This is a genomic window from Paenibacillus sp. USHLN196 (assembly GCF_037144955.1).
GTDB classification, from domain to species: Bacteria; Bacillota; Bacilli; order Paenibacillales; family Paenibacillaceae; genus Paenibacillus; species Paenibacillus xylanexedens_C.
This window is the reverse complement of sequence record NZ_JBBCYH010000001.1, coordinates 201,757-222,353: the sequence shown is the minus strand read 5'-3', so window position 1 is coordinate 222,353 and position 20,597 is coordinate 201,757. Positions and strand designations below refer to the sequence as shown.

Below are 20,597 nucleotides of genomic sequence, written 5' to 3'. Positions count from 1 at the left end.
GTTTGCTTCATTGGATACCTGTAGGAACATCAGATTTATACTTTATCGCTTAATCCAATAATAGTTTCAAACGGTCGCAACACCAGCGGCAGCAAGCCATTCTCATAGTTGGTAAGCCAGACCTCGGAGAAGTTGAGGCCAAGCTCATCTTCCCCAAGCTCCACGATGTGTTCAGTAAGATTGATTACTACCAGCACCTGTTGGTCTCCCAGTGTACGTGTATATGCAAATACACTCGGATGATAAGGCATAAGGAGCTCATAGATCCCATAAGTCAGCGTATCGTGTTCTTTTCGCAGCTGAATCATTTGTTTGTAAAAGTGAAGTATGGAACGTGGCTCCTGAAGTTGTTTCTCAACATTAATATTGACGTAATTGTCATTCACCTTCAGCCATGGCGTACCGGTGGTAAACCCGGCCTCTTTGGCCGAAGACCATTGCATCGGCGTTCTGGAGTTATCGCGACTCGAAGCCCATATGATGTTCATGATCTCCTCATGCGACATCCCCTCTTCGCGTTTGATCTGATATAAATTCCGATCGGCTATATCGTTATAATCCTCTATGGAAGGGTAAGCCACGTTTGTCATGCCTATCTCTTGCCCCTGATATATGAAAGGTGTACCTTGCATGAAAAAGTACATGGCTCCAAGTGCTGTGGCACTTTTATACCAATACTTCGTATCATTTCCCCAAGATGAAACTTTGCGAGGCTGATCGTGATTTTCAATAAACAAAGCATTCCAGCCGACGCCTTCCAGTGATTTTTGCCACTTGGTCAAGACGTTTTTCAATTTGGGAACATCCAGTTGCTTGTCTGTGCTGTTCTTCCAAAGGTCCAGGTGTTCGAATTGAAAGACCATATTAAATTTCCCTCTGACTTCACATATCCAATCCAGCAGATCTTCTTGGTCTTCTACCTTAACTCCATTCGCTTCCCCAACAGTCACGACGTCATATTTGGATAATGTATTCTCTTTCATTTCTTGCAGATAATTCTGGATTCCTTTGACATTCATATGCTTTTCAAAAGAAGAGATGTATTTGACGCCTTCTCGGATTGGCATGTCCAAGAGGCCCTCTTCTTTGTGAATATGGCTGATTGCATCGACACGGAAACCATCAATACCTTTATCCAGCCACCAATTCATCATTTCATAAATGGATTTCCGCACTTCCTGATTTGCCCAATTCAAATCCGGCTGTTTTTTGGAGAACAGATGGAGATAGTACTGTCCGGAGACTTCATCATATTCCCAAGCAGAACCGCCAAAGATGCTCTCCCAGTTGTTCGGTTCATCTTCGTTCTTCCCATCTCTCCAGATGTACCAATCCCGTTTGGGGTTATCCAGCGAAGCTCTGGATTCAATAAACCACGGATGTTCGTCACTGGTATGATTAATCACCAAGTCCATAATGAGTTTCATGCCGCGGTGATGCACTTCATGCAGTAATTGATCGAAGTCCGCCATCGTACCGAATTCATCCATAATGGAACAGTAATCGCTGATGTCGTACCCATTATCGTCGTTAGGTGACTTATACATCGGACAGATCCATATCAGATCAATACCGAGATCTTGAATATAATCCAGTTTAGATATGATCCCCTGGATGTCACCAACCCCATCTCCGTTGGAATCCATAAAACTTCTTGGATAGATTTGATAAGCTACTGCTTCTTTCCACCATACTTTTTTCATTGAATACAATCCTTCTTTCTTGAGAACTGAACATTATATAACGTATTATGCTTTAATCATGGATAAGGTACATTCTTGCTTCATATGGACGCAATTCGCTTTCTGACATTTCACCTGTATAATTGGATATCAACAGCTGATTTGGCTCTGTCAATTGCTCCTGAAGCGGAAATTCAGTCGTATATCCCTGGAAATTGCATACGACAAGAATGGTCGTACCATTCAACGATCGGGTATAAGCAAACACGTCTTGATTCTCTGGAAAGACCAGCTCATAATCTCCATATACGATGACTTCATGATCTTTTCTTAGTTGGATTAACTTCCGGTAATAATGGAATATGGATTCGGGATTACTCAAACTTTCCTCGGCATGGATATGCGTATAATTTGGATTCACCTTAATCCAAGGTTCCCCTCGTGTAAAACCCGCGTTATCGGAAGCATCCCATTGCATGGGTGTTCGCGCGTTATCGCGTCCCTTGGCGTAGATCGACTCCATAATGCTGCTCTCAGGGTATCCTTCCCCCATTCTTTCCTTATAGAAATTGAGCAATTCAATATCACGATAATCTTCAATCGCATATTGAACATTTGTCATGCCTAATTCTTCACCTTGATATATGTAAGGCGTACCTTGCATACCATGAAGAAGGGTCGCCAACATTTTAGCGGACTCAACTCTGAATTCCCCGTCATTTCCCCAACGTGATACGATTCGAGGTAAGTCATGGTTGTTCCAGAACAGACTGTTCCAGGCATCGCCCTTGAGCTCTGTCTGCCACTTGGACAGCACTTTTTTTAATGCCATCACATCCAAAGGCTTAAGATCCCACTTTCCTTTACCTTCTTGTTCGTCCAAGCCGATATGTTCAAATTGAAAAACCATCGAAAATTCGCTTCCGTCCGGGTTGCTGTATAGCTTGGCGATTTCCGGAGTGGCACCCCATGTTTCTCCAACCGTTAGCAGGTCTTCCGCTTTTTGAAACGTCTCCTTGCTCAGTTCCCTGATATATTCATGCAGATTCGGCCCGTTACCCGTAATCTTCAAATCCGGTTCTTTGCCGATTAAGTCGATCACGTCAAGTCGAAAACCACCAATACCCTTGTCAATCCACCAATTGATCATGTTGTATATCTCCTGCCGGACTTTTGGGTTTTCCCAGTTGAGATCGGGCTGTTTTACGGAAAATAGATGTAAATAATATTGCCCGATCTCAGGCACCCATTCCCAGGCTGAACCACTGAAGGTAGACCCCAAGTCGTTCGGAGGCGTTCCTTCAACACCATCTCTCCAGACGTAGTAGTCATGGTAAGGATTGTCTTTACCTTTTTTGGCTTCTAGAAACCAGGGATGTTCATCCGAGGTATGGTTCAACACCAAATCCATGATGATCCGAATGTCTCGTTTCTTGGCTTCAAGAATTAACGTTTCCATATCTTCCAAAGACCCAAACATCGGATCGATGTCCTGATAATCTGAAATATCATATCCGTAATCATCTTGAGGAGACTTGCAGACAGGTGATAACCAGATCGCACCAATGCCGAGTTGCTGCAAATAATCCAATCGGGACACAATGCCCTCCAAGTCTCCGATTCCATCACCGTTTCGATCTTGAAAGCTGCGTGGATATATTTGATATACAACAGTTTCTTTCCACCATTTTTTATTTTCCATGTTCCATTCAACCTTTCTAATGTTATTCTTTGACCGATCCTACGACAATGCCAGTCACAAAGTATTTTTGCAGCAAGGGATAAATCAGCAATAGCGGGATAACAGCAACTACGATTTTGGCTGCGTTCAGGTTTTTATTCGAAATTTCAGTCAGGTTGCTGAGTTCACTGGAATTGGTGCCAGCTTGAAGCAAATCGGCAATATTCACGTTAAGGGACTGAATATAGGTCATTAGCGGGTAATTGCTGACTTTGGTCATATAGATCAAACCGCTGAAGAAGTCATTCCATGTACCCACGATACTGAATAAGGCAACTGTCGCCAGCGCAGGAATGGACACAGGGACATACACTTTGAACAAGACCTGAAGCGGATTCGCCCCATCGATGAATGCTGCCTCTTCAAGCGCTTTAGGTACAGCGGAGAAGAAATTCATCACGAGGATGACACTGAATATGGGGACAGCGCCTGGCAGAACGAGTGCCCATATCGTATTCAGCATGTCCAGGTTTTTGATCAGCAGGTAACTCGGAATCATGCCTCCACTAAACAACATGGCAAAAATCATGATATTCATATAAATGTTTCTGCCTTTAAAATCCCTTTTCGATTTGGATAGCGGATAAGCCATCAAAATAATTAGAATCATGTTTAGCACAAGGGTAAGCGCGACACGTAGAACAGATATGCCAAAGGAACGCCAGAACTGTGCATCATCAATAATTTTGCTATAAGCCGCTGTTGTAAAATTGACCGGAACGAGACCTACAGCATTTGCTGATACCGCCTCGCTGCTGCTGAATGAAATGGCGACGATATTCCATAACGGAAGAAGGCAGACCAATGCCAGCATGATGACGATGGCATAGATGACAAACCGGCCAATTCGATCTTTAAAGTTTGAAGAATAGGACACAGGTTTGGCCTCCTTAGAATATTTTTCTGTCCGTATATTTTTTGGCCAACTGGTTGGCAGACAAGAGCAAGACAATACCGATTACGGACTTGAACAAACCAACAGCTGTACCGAAGCTATACTGTCGCCCAACGAGACCGATCCGATAAACATAGGTATCCAGGATGTCGCCCGACTCATAGACAACCGGGTTATACAGATTATAGACTTGATCGAAACCGGCGCTCAAAATGTTGGTCAGGCTCATTACGCCCATGAGCAGAATAATAGGCAGCATGCCTGGCAATGTAATATGCCACACTTTTCTCCACCAACTGGCTCCATCCATTCCTGCTGCTTCATACAGACCGGGATCAATCGACGTAATCGCAGCCAAATAGACGATAGAACTGTACCCAAACTCTTTCCATACGTCTGTTCCTATAATCAGTGGCTGGAACCAGGTGTTGCTGCCAAGGAAATTAATATTTTCGAGGCCAAAGAACGCCAACATTTGATTCACAATGCCATCCAGACTGAACATGTTGACAACGACGGATGCCAGTACAACCCAGGATAGAAAGTGTGGCAGATAAACAATCGTCTGCACGGATTTTTTAACGTATTTGATACGAATTTCATTTAATAAAACGGAAAAAATGATAGCCATCATCGTTCCGAGCAAAATCTTTCCAATCGCAATTACCAACGTATTGCTAACGACCTGCGCGATATCCGGCAGCTTGAACATATACATAAAATGCTTCAGGCCAACAAATTCGGAGCCGAACATGCCCTTGGCCGGAATATAGTCCTGAAACGCCGTAATGATGCCGACCATTGGAACATAGCTGAATACAAGCAAAAACAAAATGCCAGGCAGCATCATCATATGGTACATCGCACCTGGGCCTAGCCGCCCTCTCGCTTTCAAATTCCCCTGTTTCATGGATGAACCCCTTTCCTGAAGAAAGGCTGCGAATCGCAGCCCTGCCACTGTTCATGGATATTATTGTTTTGATGCGATCTCATCTTCAATTTCTTGAATGACTTGATCACCACCTTGTTTCTTCCAGTTACTGACGAATGTATCGAAGTAATCGAGCGGTTCTGAACCCGTTACGATTTTGATAAACGATTCCTGTTCCAACTTCGTCAGATTAGCCCATGTCTGTTTCATACTTGGTGTAGTGCCAGAGAAAGCAGGTGTCATCCAGACAAATTTGTTTTCCTGAGTCAGTTTGTCGATCAGTCCAACTCCGTTGATCCGCGAATGATATTTTGACCAAGCAGTCACATCATCCGTATCCATGTCACTCAAATAGGTTTTGATGCTTCCAATATTGTTCTTCGATTCGGTTGTTCGAACCTCATCCAGGCCGATCTCTCCTTTAATCCCGCGAACAACGTCAGAGTAATCATCCAGCAGCGATGTAGCCGAGTTGACTTCGATATTAAAGGGTCTCGTAGATCCGTCTACCCCGGTCTCCTGATATTTGGCAGCTTCCGGCATGGTTGTTGCGGCATCTTTATCATTGGCCAGTTTATCGTAGAACAGGTTTACAATCTTAACGGCCAGTTCAGGGTGTTCATATCCCTTTCTCACCACGATAAACTGATTGGATGGGTTGGCATGCGCCACGTTGACCTTGCCGTCTGCATCCTCCAGCGTATAAGCCGAGAATTTCGCATTTTTATCCATCTGTTTTGCACTGATCAGTCCCCAGTCAGGGATATGCCACGGTCCAAAGGCGATACCACTTTGGCCATTGGCGTAGAGTGCGGTAATATCATCAAACGTGCGGGTTCCAAATTGCGGGTCGATAATACCATTCTTGAACCAATCCGCCATGGTGCCCAGCATTTTCTTCGTTTCTTCTGTCGTGGAACCATATACAATTTTGCCGTCTTCACCATTCATCCAATATTGCGGGAAGGCTCCCTCGGTTGAAGCTACACCCAGCATCGTATAAGCAGAGCCATTATAATCTGTTGTGTTCATCGTGTTCACAAATGGAATACCTACCGGGTTTCCGGATTGGCCAGGATCTCTTTTCAGGAATTCCAGCGCTGTTTGCTCCACTTCATTTAGGGAAATGGCGCCGTCTCCGTCTGCATCAAGTTGAATCCCCAGCAAATCCAGCCAATCTTGACGGACCCAAACCATCGTTGGTGCAGAATCCAGAGAAGTCGCCGGAAGGCCCATCAAACGTCCATCAATCGTTGCATTTTCTAATGCACGTCCATCATAGGAATCGTATATCTGCTTAATGTTATCTGTGGCATATTGATCATAAATGGCTGTCAGATCCTCAATCAGATCGTTATCCACCAGCTCTTTCAGTTCATCTTTGGAATCAACACGCATCATGTCAGGCAATTCCCCGGATGCGATGGCGAGGGAAACTTGACGGCTATAATCTTCGCCATTGGCTTCAAATTGATCTGTAATCTTGGCGTTAAACGTGTCTTTGACCAGCCGGGTATACGCATTATTCTCATAGGTATCTCCAGCCGGCAGTTTCGGGTTGGCTGTGGTTACTCGTCCCATGGTTACGGTGATTTCGTCTTTATAGGCACTGAACGGATCTCCCGGCGTTACCTCATATTTGCCTGCTTCCTCTGCAGTAGGAGGATTAGAAGAGTCTCCACATGCCGCTAGGGCTGCAACCATCAAGGCAGACATGGACAGCACGGCGAGACGCTTCGTCAACCGGTTGCTTTTCATAGACCAATTAGTTCTCATCTCATTCGATTCCCCTTTATTCTGATGTTCAATATTTGTTTGCGCTTTCATTATAAAATGAAGTGAAGACCGATCGAGATAGAGATTGTACTGTCGTTTGGATAGAGAAATGTATCCGGTTTTGAACCGGTGTCATGAAGCATTGGTTAGCTTGTGATCATATACCCTACCTACTGACTTACATTCGTCTATCTGTCCTTATGCTTTATCAAAAACAAAAGCCGTCAGCTCCTTACCAGGAAGCTGGCGGCTATTTATTTCCTCTACCTAACTGCCGATACTCACTTGGCAGAAGACCTGTCATTTCGCGAAAAATCCGGCTGAAATATTTTTCATCTGTATAACCTACTCGCTCCGCAATCCAGAAAATCGTATTATTTGTATTGAGCAAGTACTCTTTGGACTTCTCTACCCGGATGAAGCGGGAGTACTCATTAAAGGTTTTCCCCATCAGATCTTTGAAACATTGACTGAAATAGCTTCGGCTGATGTTGAGCTGTTGGGAGAGAGCTGAAGCTGTATAGGCCTGTTCCAAATCCTGCTGCACGATCATCACCGCTTTTTTCACGGCATCGATGATTTCCTGTGAATACGAAATCTGTTCATCGGCCTTTCGAATGCCTGCAGCAGTCTGTTTAATCCATTCTTCAACCTCGTACCAGGACTCGAAAGAATGGATCATAGAGATCCTTCCAAGGGTAGTTTGGGCAAAAAGGTAGTTCCACTCCATCACGATCGAGTACAGCAATCCCATCAACTGACCTTTATGTAATCGTAATGAGTTGAACTGGTCCATAAGTTGGTTGTAGTAGCTGTCATGGTGGGTCCATGGGGTTTGGAACCAACTTTGTTTAATCCGGTCAATGTCTTCATCCTGCGGTTCTTTTGAGAATGTATCCTCCTCATTCATCGAAACGGCAATGACTTGGTTATTGGGGTTGTACGCATAGAATAAAGACGTCTCTGTATAATTCATAATCCAGTTTTTGATTTGCGACCATGTTCGCTCTTGTACATCAGACAAAACCAACAACGTACTTTGGGGAACTTGATTCAGGGATTCCTTTAATTGCAGGAATAGTTGATCCTCTTCATTTTGGGGTGCTACCCACATCCAGCTATTTCTCTCAACCTCCCATTGGATCTGATTACCATGCGCAGTTAGCTCTATTGGCCATTTTTGTTCTGATTTGCGATCCTGTGAAACTAGTGCATAGACACTTGAGTACTGGACGTTGATTTCATTCTGTGAAGGCATCTTTGTTTTCGTGCTCGTCAACCCGCTAATTCGGGTATGTATCCGATGCAGAACATGTTCGAATTGCTCTTTCTCCAGCTGCACTTTGGCTATATAGTCGATGGCTCCGAGCCTCAGCGCTTCCTGGATATAATCGAAATCCTGATGCAGTGTCAACACGACGATATGAAGTTCCGGATAGAGCTGCCTCGCCGCTCGCATCAATTCGATCCCTGACATGACGGGCATCGCAAGATCCGTCAGCATCAGATCGACCGGTTGTGATTTTAAGAAATCCAGCGCTTTCTCCCCGTTGCTTGCTTCGCCTACGACTTCCATGTTGAACTCGTTCCATGGCATCGCAGAGCTAATGCCTTTACGTACCAGCTTATCATCATCTACAATCAATACCTTAATCATGCCGAGATATCTTCTCCTTTAATAGGCAATACGAGCAGTATGCTTGTCCCTGTTCCCAATTCACTCTCGATCACCAGTTGTGCTTCATCTCCGTACTGTGCCTTCAACATGCGGTGAACGTAATTGAGTCCGATGCCCATCCCTACTTTTTGTTGTTCAGCTTCACGATTGTTCAGCAGATTATGAATGGTTTCCTCGGTCATGCCTGCACCATTATCTTGTATCATAATGTTCAATGTTGCTGTGCATGTCACTTCAATTTGAATAAAACCTTCGTCACTCAATCCATGATATAACGAATTTTCAACCAGCGGTTGCAGAATAAAGCGGGGCACAGGAATTTGAAGTACTTGTTCATCTGCAGTAATGCGGACGTCAAATTCAAAGTCATATCGAATTTGCTGCAAAATCAGATACTGCCTTAACGCATCAATCTCCTCTTCCATGGTGGACACTTGCCCTAATTTGCCCAAATTGTAATAGAGCAGCTTGTTTAATGACTGTACCAGCTTGTCGATCTCCCCTTGTCCGTTCATGACCGCCAGCCAGTGCACCGTATCCAGCGTATTCATCAGGAAGTGCGGGTTGATCTGATAGAGCAGTTTCTCCACTTCCAGATCTGCACGAATCTTCTCTTTCTGCTGCACTTCCCTGAAGAGATCACCGATTTGATGCTGCATATTCGAAAATTCACCCAACAGAAAATCGAATTCGGGAATCTGAGTGCGCGCTCGGCTCCCTGTCGTTTGTGGATTCTTGGACATCCCATTGATTTCCGAATGGAACAGGCCAAGTGGTTTGTAGACCATCTTCCACAGAAGCCAAGCAAGAAATACGGTAAAGCCGAGGAAGAATAAAGCGACCAGCAAAATTTGAAGCAACCACTGGTTTTTCTCCTGTTGATATTGAGACTGTGAAATGACCGATACGACACTCCATTTCTGTGAGGAATCCTCTTTGAACCAGTGATACCCGCGGGATATTCCGTCCTTGGCAGGATCGGCCGTTAAGCTGGTGAAATTCTCTCCTACCTTCATGGCTTCCGGTATTTCGCTGTACACAATGTTGCCTTTACCATCCAGGATGAGATGAGATAATGCGCCGTTGTATTGATTGTAGCCCAAGATATCCTGTGTAAGCCGAAAGCCTGATTCTACGTAAATAAACACGTCGTTCCTCTCGGAAAGTTGTACTTTTCGCATAGCAGACAGAACGAGTTGATCATCAAATCGGTTCATACTCATATGAGGGCCATAGTACTTAATGCCATAGGTTTGGAAGAGCACAGGCAAAGACTCAGGAGATAAACGATCCTTGATTGGAAAGTTGCCGAACTGCGTAGTTCCTTCTTTTTGAAAGTAATATAGGGTCAATCCGATATTAGGATTGGTGAAGGTGACAACGCTTAACTCGTTCTTTATTTCGTCCCTGGCCTCAATCAGTTCGAAGATATCGGAGGACGGGTTCAAGAATTCATCCATTCTTTTGCCTAAAGTACCCCTGTAAGATAATTGCTGCGTAACGTGATTCAGATTGGTGATGGAATTCTCCAATGAGGATGTCACCTGCTGTAAATTGCTACGGATGCCATCATCGATCTTATTTGCGAAAATGGAGTCGATCGTATAATAAGAAATCGCAAATATACTGATAAAGGGGATAAACGCACTGAGAAAGAACAGTAAAAATATTCTTTTTTTAAGTGTCATGGGGACCTATTCTCCTTCTGAAAATAAAACAGCAAGCCTCCTATGTATGGAAGCTTGCTCTGAATATACATTCAAGCGGACACGCTGTCTGTATCCTGTCCAAGTCCAATTTCCTTTCATCATTATAGATTGATATTCAAATAAGTCAAACGCTTTCATACGGAGCGCATATAAAAAGTGCTACTCCTCAAGATGATGAGGAATAGCACTTTTATATGCGTACCTTACTTCAGTTGTAATCACTTCTTGTTCATGGAATGCTCAAACATTTCAGTCTACTCTCGTACCGTCACATTTAATTTGTGTGATCTGGTTTCCCCTGAGGAATTGCGAAGTACCGCTTCATACTCGTAGATTCCAGGTGCCCTTCCAGAGATTGCGGTAACTGCAGACTGTGCACTAGGCGTATTAGATTGAAGCGATTGTGTATCGATCAATACACCATTTTCGTAAAGTTCGTATTCGGTTGCATTTGTTCCCCACCACAGATTCATAGTGACATTAAAGTTGCCGTCACCGTCCCAGTTGTCATTCGACAGAACGGCTTGCCCTGGGGAAGCATCTGTGACGATGACTGTCAGCGGTACACTTGTGGTTGTACCGAGTGCATTAATCAATTCCCCGGTATAGATATAGGTACCATTTTTCTGTCCAGTAATATCCACTTTAACAGACTGTGCGGATGGGGATTGATCGACCAGAGAAATATCCTTAATCAATTCACCATTCTCATACAGTTTGAACTGATTGCCATTATTGCCCCACCATAGATTCATCGTGACCGTGTAGTCGCCATCTTTGAGCCCTGTGTCATAACCGTTATTGTCAGATAGCACTGGAGTCCCAGGCGCCCCATTCGCTAGCGGAGTTGCTTTGTTAAGCCATTCTTCCCACTTAAGCAGCACATTTGTCTGCTCATCCGTGAATACAGTTCCTCTAGCAGCCTGAACATCATTACCGTAAGATGTGAGCAGTTGACGCGCCTTCGCTCCTTCAAGATTGTTTGCTGCCAGTTGTGCCTGCTGTAACGTGTTCGCAAGCTGATCAGCTAGAACACCAGCATTAGGATCGATCGATTCATCCGCGAATGCATTGGTCAGATGGATCAGGCTGTCGAATGTAGCAATAACCCCAAAACTATATTCTACCGTCTGTTCCCAGCCAGCCAAGTCGGAAACGGTTGCCGTAACCTTGTTCAGACCGGGCTCCAGTGTATATGCCGGAGTGTCCAGGAGCACACCCTCTGGTGCTTCCACACCGGATACCGAATCGGAGGCTATATAGCCAATTTCCACGTGCTGATCAATGGTATATTCGGTTTGACCATGAATTTCAATGGTTGGAGGTACGAGATCAATGGATATGGACAAAGACTGTTCGCTCTCTTTGTTACCGTCAACATCGACGCTCCAATAGGTGATGGTATGTGTTCCTTCTTCAGTTAGGGTCAATTGTGTGCCACTCACCGTTTCGCCACCATTAATTTGATAATAGGTCCCTTCGATTTCGGAATCTTCATCGCTTGCTGTGAAGGTTACTTGAACTGGAGAAGTATACCAGTCGTTCTGCGATTCTCCTTCCACAGTTGCCGTAGTATGCGGGGCTTCCTGCTCCGGAAATTCCCCTTCCAATGTAACAAAATCAGATAGCGGAATATTCAATTCCTTCACAAGGCGTGCTACGAGTTCAGATACCTTGATTGCACCGTTCATTTGCAAATGTGTATTGTCCTCGGTTGAGCCTACCCACATGAATATCGATTTGGTTCCTTCTGTGCCAAGCTCCTGGAAATGCTCCCAACTGGCTTGGTTCAGATCAATGATGAGCGTCTCCGTTTCCTGCGCCGTTTCTTTCATCGCCTGTACGTATTCCGGGAAGCTTTTGTTCAGCACTTCTCCGGTAAAGTCACGGCGGTTCACTGGCGTGACCAGAACCGGAATCGCACCTCTCTGCAGAGCGCCGTTAATGTATTCTTTCAAATATACCTTGAACTGCTCGGGCGTGAGATAACGCTCTGGACGGGACGGCGTGGAATCATTATGAGACCACTGCATGAACAGATAATCGCCTTCTTGAATGTCGAGTAAAATATCGTTGAGATATCCACCGACCAGGAAGGTTTTGCTGCTCAAACCTCCAACTGCCCGGTTATCAATACTGACTTCATTTGGATCAAAATATCCACCCAAAGTTTCTCCCCAGCCTGCTTGTGGACGATAGTTTTCCGCGTAATTGGCTACAGTGGAATCGCTGGCCAAATAAATAACAGGTTTATCACTTGCACTGTGATCTGGCAGACGCTCCAGCTTCAGCGCATTGATTTTCGGTGCATTTCCGGTGAAATTGAAGTTAAAGACCCCATCGATCAGGGCAATGTCATACGTGATTTCTTTGAATTCGCCCTTGGCAATGCTTGTAAGCGGCAGCTTTGTCATCTGTTCTACAACGACATTTGCGCTGGTCAATTCCTCCGCATCCCCGATGGTCATCGTTACCCGGTAATTCGCCGGCTCCATTTCCACCAGGAAAGAGGTACCGTTTACTCGTGTGAAATCTTCCTTAAGCAAATCTCCGGTTTCCCGGTTCTCATCTTTGGTGAGTGCAGTATCGGCAAAACCGTACCCGTTGCCTTCAATGTACGCTCTTTTGGCATCTACCTTGATGTATCCGTCGGCTGCGCTGCCAGAACCAAAGTCAAATTTGTATTCGCTTATCTCTTCGCCCGGTTCACTTGTTAATGAATCCTTCGCAACAGTTAACATGTTAAACGTATGGTCAACTTGAGCTTGGGTAGCTTCCGTATTGAATATAGCTTCCGCAGCTGCCAAAGCCCGATTCACCACGGCCTTCGATGCATCTGTATAATCCGACAGATTCAGTGCTTTAATCTCATCGTACAGAGCGATTAAGGCTGTCTGATCGCCACCCTCCGAAGAGATCTGAGTGCCTTCAATTCGCACGTTGTCGATCTGGGTAGTCCAGTTCAACGTGCCTCCACCGCCTTTTCTCGTTCCCAGGAACCGCATGGATCTGACGTTGTCCGCATATGCGGCGGAACTCAGCGAGATATCTGCAATCGTTTGGGTAACTGTCGGATCGGCCAGGTTCGTTAATGTCAGATCCAATGTTTTCTCGGCAAAATTAACAGTTGCATCCACATTGACCCACTGGTTCTTGGAAATCTCTGTAGCCGTTCCTCCTTCGGGTATGGCCGTATCTCCTGTGCCGTAGTCCGGATTATATGCACCGACATAATAATGAATTTTGGTACTTCCGGTTTTGGTATACAGTGTGAAAAGGGCATTTTCGTTGGAATCCTGAATCGTGAGATGGCCTTCTGACGGATAGGCACTCACATTACCGGATTGCCAGTCAAAGTTCACGTTCACCTGATCGCCGTTTACGGCATCAAACAGACGGAATACTTTGGCCCGATTGCCTGATCCTGAACCCGCGATGGACAGCACCTTATTTCCGGACTGTTCAACAACGGTCCCCGTCATGGTTCCTCCAATACCTGTGGCATTGACCATCGCATACTGGTAACCGGCAGCGTCGCCTTCAAAATCCTCCTCATATAGCTGGATTTCCGGCTCGGGCTCGGGTTCGGAAATATCCGGGTCGATGACCAGCGATGAGATGCTCAGCTCCATGTCTTTGACCGCACCAGCAACGAGTCCGGCAATTTTCTGCGCACCATAGCTGCTGAAATGGGTATTATCGTTGATTCCATTCGGGTATTTTGGATATTCACCCGGATTAGCATATAGGAACACTTTTTCCGAAGCTGTATTACCAATTTTGTCGTAGTACGCAATACTCAACTTGCTGAGATCAATCAGCGGCACGTCCTGCTCTTCCGCCACTTCTTTGGCGGCCTGCACATAGGCAGGGAAACTGACGTTAAATTCCTGAGTCACTGTATTGAAATCTCTCCGTCCAACCGGAGTGAGCAATACCGGTGTAGCGCCACGCTGTTTGGTACCGTTTACATAACGAGCTAAGTAAGTCTTATAGTCCTCCGGTGATGCGTAACGGTCCGGTATGCCAACACTGGCATCGTTATGACCAAAGGAAATGAAGAAGAAGTCCCCCGGCTTAATTCGTTGCAGGATCGTATCCAGACGACCGTCTACCATAAAGGATTTGCTGCTTCGGCCACCGATCGCATCGTTCACGATCACTGCCCCATTGGAGAAATACCGTCCAAACTGCTGGCCCCATCCTTCTTGAGGAGCCTGCATTTCACTGTAAGATTGCATAGTTGAATCCCCAGCCATATAGATCGTCGTTGCCGCACCGGCCGCTTTCTCCGGATATTTCTCGATGATGACATCTTGGATGTCTATGGCAGTACCAGAGAAGAGAAGATCAAGCTGTCCATCCACCACAGCAATATCATAGGAATACTCCAGTGGTGTTCCTGCTGTCACATTGGTTACGGCGAGCTTCTGGACGAATTCGGATTTGACCCCAACGTTCGAGTCATTGGCATCATTGCCCAATCGTAGCGTCACCTTATAGTTCGCATTGGGCAGATCAACGGCAAATGTCGTGCCTGCCGCGGCCGAAACCTGGTTTGCCCCTACCGTAATACCGTTTGTATCCGTGAACCCGTATCCCGGATCTTGTGCGTAGAGCGTATCCTGTATGTTCGTACTTCCCGACGCAGTCTCTGTACCGAAATTAAAGCGGTAGACCGGCTCAGGCATTTCAGCTTCGCGGGTCAGCGCCAGATCGGCTTTAGGGAATGCTGTAGCTTCTGCGCCAAGATAAAAGCCGGTATGAGGCGGCTGGTTGTAAGATACATTTTGCCAGGCTACGCCAAGTCGATACACAGGGTCCTGCATCAGCGTAGGGATGCGGTAGTCTGAAGGAATGGTCGTCGTGTAGAGACGATACTCCGAACTATCTTCGCTCCGCAGCAGAAGCTCCTCACGCCAGTCGCCCAGAATGTCCGCCTGAAGTGCAGGATTACCTTTGGTGTGGTTGTTCGTTAACGCACCGGTCGCCCGGAAGATTTCATTTAGCTTTTTGTTCTCGTAATCCCATTTAAAAATAAGCGGGGTTCCTTTGGCTGTACTGTTGTCCCATTCATGATCCAACAGCTCCCGCTGAAGATCTCCATCCCACCAGATGGCGAAATTGGCGGTTTTGGGCCCTTCGTCCACAGTGTAGATAGCCTCTCCGGTAGCCGAATAGGTATGGGTTACAGGTACGCTTTGCCCGTTGGTAACGGTCGTGGCCCATGATTCGTAACCCGGATAGTTCGGATCAATGTCCGCCGACATCCCGCGACCGGTGTCAAAGCCTGTTTTCTCCCCCCATATAATTTCACCTGTTGCCGCATCGCGCATCTCCAGTCCGTATGCCGCATCCGAATGCTCATGCACGCTTACGACCTGGTAGCCCTCCCTGTTCGGATCGAGCTGGCCGGCGTGAATGGCGTCGCCGTGGCCGAGTCCGGTGCTGTACATCAAGCTGCCGTCATCGTCTATAGCCAAGGCCCCAAACATGATCTCGTCCTTGCCGTCGTTATCGGCATCCAGCACACTTAGATTATGGTTGCCCTGTGATTGATATTGTGATCCTGCTTCGTTCGTGTCGAACGTCCAGCGCTTGACGAGTTCCCCGCCAACATAATCATAAGCAACAAGCACTGTGCGGGTATAATAACCCCGGCTCATCACGACACTTGGCTTCGTGCCATCCAGATAAGCAATCGCGCCAAGGAACCGGTCTACACGGTTGCCGTAGCCGTCACCCCAATCGCTGACGTTGCCTCTTGGTGGATCATAGTCCACGGTGGATACGGCCGCTCCGGTCTCACCATCAAACAACGTGAGATATTCCGGCCCTGACAGTATGTATCCGCCTTCGTTGCGATAATCCTTCGTGCCGTCACCAATGATCGTGCCTTGGCCGTCCTTCGTGCCGTCTGCTGTCTTGACAACAACTTCGGCCTTTCCGTTGCCATCCAGGTCATACACCATTAACTGCGTATAATGCGCTCCGGCGCGGATGTTTACGCCCAGATCGATCCTCCACAGTTTCGTGCCGTCCAGTTTGATGGCATCAATATACACATTGCCGGTATAACCGGCCTGCGAATTGTCCTTGGAATTGCTTGGACTCCACAGGAAGACAATTTCATATTCGCCATCCCCGTCCAAGTCAGCTACAGAAGCATCACCAGCATAATAGGAGTATGTTCCGCCGTCCTTGGTCCGGCCATCAGCCGGTTTATCGAGCGGAATAGGCAGATAATCGTTATGCCAGACCGATACAACCTCCGGCTGCATTTGCTCTTTGCCTGCAATAACGGTGGAGATCTGATATTGCGAGCTGTCGAAACCAGTGGTGTCTACATAGTTCGTCACATCGCTTATGGGCGATGCGTTCACTTTGGTTCCATTTTTATATATATTGAAAGCGATATTATCCGGGTCATTGTTTAAATATCTCCAGCTTAAAAAAACGCCGTTGTCTACAAGAACCGCAACCAATCCCCGGTTAAGATACTCTGCTTGGCGACCCGGCAGGCTGCTTGATGACTCTGCACGTATCGGCGCCGGAGGAACAGCCAGTGAAATAACCATAAGGAGTGCTAAAAAAGAGACAAACATCGATTTCTGGATGGAAACAGTTCTTCGGATCATTCGATTAACTCCCCCTTATCTAAAAATTCATTTTTAGAATCATCAGTTCGATCCTGCCCAGCTTGTTGTCATATGAACACAATTTACAGCCACCTCCTCTTTATGTTACCGCTTACATTTATCTTACAGGTCTAAAAAAAGACAGACAATCTAAAAAATGTGACGTATTATATAAGATAATTGACTTTTTTAGGAAGGAGATGAAACGATGGTTCATACGGTTTCTTATGCTTTTCGTAATGACGATACATCAATCATGACACTGGACTCTATTGGATGGCAGATCGTTTCTAGCGAGGAATATCGTTGTCCAAGTGATGATAGACCGGACCCGGGACACGTCGTTTTTCAATACACGCTTAATGGTCAGGGTTATCTGGATATTGAAAATCAAACGATCCCTTTACCAAAGGGACATGCACTACTCGTCAAAATCTCCGGAGAACATTGCTATTACTATAAGCAAGAAAATAACGAACCTTGGGAATTTATTTGGATCAACATACGCGGGGATGAAGCCAACCGAATCTGGGATATGATGCATGATAATGAGGGACATGTCATTCTGCGAAACGCGGACTCTCCCTTGATTCAAGAGTTATGGCAAATCATCCATTTGATACATCAAGAGAAAGTTACGGACAAGTATCGCTTGTCCATGCAAGTCTATCGCTGGTTGCTTATCTTAGTGCAGACGAGTCGGGACGCGGAGAGAGATATCGGTGCCCTTTCCATAACAACGATCGAGAAATGTAAAAAGTTCATCCGAGAAAATTATGCTTCCCCGTTGACGCTGGATCTGCTGGCCAGCCATTGCGATATCAATAAACACTATTTGTGCAGGTTATTTCAGAAATCAGAGAAAACATCACCGTTAGCCTATCTCAAAGACAGACGGATTGAGGTAGCAGTTCGACTACTCCGTACAACGGAACTTCCGATTTCCCAAATTGGTCAACAATGCGGTTTTGAGAGTCCCAGCTATTTCGGCAAAGTTTTTCGGCAATATATGTCCATGTCGCCCAAAGAATATCGCATGAATAAGTTAGAGTTTCCTTATGAGGCCATCTATTATGAATAGCTAAACTCGCTGTTTGCTAGTTGTCCTTGGCTTGGGAACTGCTCTTATACCAATATAATAAAAAAAGCCGCTAGAATAGCGACTTTTAATGGAACTATGTTCTTTCTTGTGTGCTTCGACGATTGCTGCACTTATTGAGCGGTGTATCCTCCGTCTATGATTAAGCTATTTCCTGTCATATATGAAGAATCGTCACTAGCTAGAAACAGAACGGCTTTCGCCATCTCTTCTGCTTGACCCAGACGTTTCATTGGTGTTGCCGCAGAAAGTGCTTGCTTGCTCTCTTCCGGAATAATTGGTGTATCGATGAAGCCTGGGCAAAGGGAGTTTACCCGAATATTATACTCAGCATATTCCAACGCCAGCGAACGAGTCAGATTCACGACGCCGCCTTTAGCTGCATTGTAGGCTGCAGAACCAGGTGAACCAACCCATCCGTACATGGAAGCCGTGTTGACGATTGTACCTCCGCCAATTTTGAGCATTTCGCGAATCGATTCACGTGCAACCAAGAATACGCCGTCCAGATCAACATTGACTGTATTGCGCCATTCGGCATAATCAAGCTCATGCGTTGGATGAACACGTCCGATTCCTGCATTGTTGAATACGATATCCACTTGACCGAATGCTTCTACGGTTTGTTTAAAAATCTCAGTAACCTCTTCTTCACTCGTTATGTTTGCTTTAATAAAGAGAGCCTCTGCTTTAAGCGCTTTCAGTTCCTGCTCAAACGCCTTGCCTTTTTCTTCATTCAGATCCACCAAGACCACTTTAGCTCCTTCGGAAACGAATAAGCGAGCTGTCGCTGCACCAATCCCGGATGCTCCTCCTGTGATGACTGCAACTTTATCTTGAAGTTTGCCCATGAATAAATCCCCCATTATAATATTTTGAATAGCGCCTATATAAATAGTGCTATATGATGTTTACAAAACTAATTCTATGCTTAAAATTGTAACAATCCAATCATTAAGATGTGACCAAGTGTCTACCTCGTAGACACTTTATAAAACTATGTCTATATTTATAGGAGTTTTTTTGAATGAATAATGAACTTACTGTGACATCTCAACATCGTAACCGAACCAAAGAGCACCTAAAAACTGCTCTGATTCAGCTTATTAAGAAAAAAGGCTTCCATGGTGTGTCTGTCAAAGACATCGTTGATCAGGCCGGTTATAATCGAAGCACGTTTTATTTACACTACCAGGATAAATATATTCTCGCCGAAGAGTTGTTGAGTATGACACTCGAAGGATTGAGGGGCGCAGTAGGCAAACCCTATTGGCACGGTCAAAAGGTTTCAACAAACAAGCTGGATGCTGAATCTTTTCAAATCGTGGATTATATCTACGAGCACCGTGACTTCTTCGAGTTGATTCAATACGATGATACGTTACCCGGTCTACATACAGGCTTTCCACAAACCATACTCAAAATCTATCAGGAGCAATTTGTCTTTGAGACGATCAACAACTCCCCAGTTAATATGGATTATTTCAAGTACTATACCGCCTACGGTTTTTTTGGACTGTTAAACAATTGGATATTAAGCGGATATCATGAATCACGCGAGGCATTTATCAAAAACGTGATTGAACTCACCAAAACGCATATTCACTCTTTTCATTATGTGGGTGACAAGTTTGAGGCGTGATCTCGAGTAAGTTGATTTGAACATCACGATGAACGATATGTCTGCTTTAGATAACAGGCCAGTTGCAGATGGAGCAGATGCTCCTGATCGCTCAGGGACATGCAAAATCACAAGGGATTTACAGCACAAATAAAAAAACAGGCATGCATTTACACGAGAGGAATAAAATCCTCAAGGTAGATGCATGCCTAATTACGAACGAGACCATTACAACTGCGAAACAATCCAATTATGATGCAGAGTAAGTTTCTCTATGCCTTCGATTATAATTCCGATGGAGTCAATACCTTATTTGGTAACCAGCCCTTCTCACCCTCTTCGCTATGAACAAAACTCCATTCATTTAGTTCAAATTCTTTTGTAACGATAATACCGGGTTTTACGGTTAATTCGTGTGCAGAATAATCTGATAATGCAGTCGCAATCTGTTCTTCATTGGGAGTGCTTAAAATTTGCTTCGGTACCCAGCCGCATTTTTTAGAATGCAAGGATTCACAGAAAATCCAGTTGGGGAATTCAGTATCTTCTCTCCCATATAGGAGCGTATCTCCTTTAGCTAAAACGATGGGATCAGGATAGTTTGAATTATGGGGTTGAACAACTTTATATAATTTCATAATATGCCTCCAACTATTATATTCGACCTGTTACCGACAAACATAATATCATATTATTATATAGTTGTTCATCCCTACTTAATAAAGCAGCGCCCCCTTGTGAAGGGGGCGCTGCTTTATCCGAATAGAAATATTTTATCACGAGTTCATATTATAGTATTTGGATAATATGACACAATATTATAAATT

General features: G+C 45.2%; 12 protein-coding genes. 2 read left to right on the top strand and 10 right to left on the bottom strand.

The window, feature by feature from the left end; all coding sequences use genetic code 11:
- Positions 1–35: 35 nt before the first annotated feature.
- The 8 genes from WFI24_RS00905 to WFI24_RS00870 form a co-directional block, all read right to left on the bottom strand.
- Positions 36–1,703 carry a glycoside hydrolase family 13 protein gene (locus WFI24_RS00905; protein ID WP_336758053.1) on the bottom strand — a complete coding sequence of 556 codons (1,668 nt, stop codon included), beginning with the start codon at positions 1,701–1,703 and terminating at the stop codon, positions 36–38.
- Between the two features lie 52 nt (positions 1,704–1,755).
- A complete protein-coding gene (locus WFI24_RS00900) occupies positions 1,756–3,384 on the bottom strand; it encodes a glycoside hydrolase family 13 protein (RefSeq protein WP_336758051.1) in 1,629 nt (542 codons plus the stop codon).
- A 22-nt stretch (positions 3,385–3,406) separates the two neighbouring features.
- Positions 3,407–4,300, bottom strand: coding sequence for a carbohydrate ABC transporter permease (locus WFI24_RS00895; RefSeq protein ID WP_336758049.1), 894 nt, complete (start codon positions 4,298–4,300; stop codon positions 3,407–3,409).
- A 13-nt stretch (positions 4,301–4,313) separates the two neighbouring features.
- Entirely contained in the window at positions 4,314–5,228 is a 915-nt protein-coding gene (locus WFI24_RS00890) for an ABC transporter permease (RefSeq protein ID WP_145325469.1), read from the bottom strand.
- A 60-nt stretch (positions 5,229–5,288) separates the two neighbouring features.
- Positions 5,289–7,025, bottom strand: a complete 1,737-nt coding sequence (locus WFI24_RS00885; RefSeq protein ID WP_336758048.1) for a sugar ABC transporter substrate-binding protein — start codon at positions 7,023–7,025, stop codon at positions 5,289–5,291.
- A gap of 250 nt (positions 7,026–7,275) precedes the next feature.
- Positions 7,276–8,682: a response regulator transcription factor gene (locus WFI24_RS00880; protein ID WP_336758047.1), complete on the bottom strand. Its 1,407-nt coding sequence runs from the start codon at positions 8,680–8,682 to the stop codon at positions 7,276–7,278.
- Positions 8,679–10,391, bottom strand: a complete 1,713-nt coding sequence (locus tag WFI24_RS00875) for a sensor histidine kinase (protein WP_336758045.1) — start codon at positions 10,389–10,391, stop codon at positions 8,679–8,681. Before WFI24_RS00875 ends, WFI24_RS00880 begins: the two co-directional genes overlap by 4 nt.
- Positions 10,392–10,666: 275 nt before the next feature.
- On the bottom strand, positions 10,667–17,050 hold the full coding sequence (locus WFI24_RS00870) for a rhamnogalacturonan lyase family protein (protein ID WP_336758043.1): 6,384 nt from the start codon (positions 17,048–17,050) through the stop codon (positions 10,667–10,669).
- 208 nt (positions 17,051–17,258) lie between these two features.
- Between WFI24_RS00870 and WFI24_RS00865 the strand changes: the two genes are divergently transcribed.
- The gene (locus WFI24_RS00865) at positions 17,259–18,131 is read left to right on the top strand and encodes a helix-turn-helix transcriptional regulator (protein ID WP_336758042.1); all 873 of its coding nucleotides are present in this window, start codon (positions 17,259–17,261) and stop codon (positions 18,129–18,131) included.
- Between the two features lie 131 nt (positions 18,132–18,262).
- On the opposite strand, the gene WFI24_RS00860 is transcribed toward WFI24_RS00865, so the two are convergent.
- On the bottom strand, positions 18,263–19,000 hold the full coding sequence (locus tag WFI24_RS00860; RefSeq protein WP_336758041.1) for an SDR family NAD(P)-dependent oxidoreductase: 738 nt from the start codon (positions 18,998–19,000) through the stop codon (positions 18,263–18,265).
- Between the two features lie 176 nt (positions 19,001–19,176).
- Between WFI24_RS00860 and WFI24_RS00855 the strand changes: the two genes are divergently transcribed.
- Positions 19,177–19,791, top strand: coding sequence for a TetR/AcrR family transcriptional regulator (locus tag WFI24_RS00855; protein WP_336758039.1), 615 nt, complete (start codon positions 19,177–19,179; stop codon positions 19,789–19,791).
- 263 nt (positions 19,792–20,054) lie between these two features.
- On the opposite strand, the gene WFI24_RS00850 is transcribed toward WFI24_RS00855, so the two are convergent.
- Positions 20,055–20,408 carry an SH3 domain-containing protein gene (locus tag WFI24_RS00850; RefSeq protein ID WP_336758037.1) on the bottom strand — a complete coding sequence of 118 codons (354 nt, stop codon included), beginning with the start codon at positions 20,406–20,408 and terminating at the stop codon, positions 20,055–20,057.
- Positions 20,409–20,597: the final 189 nt, after the last annotated feature.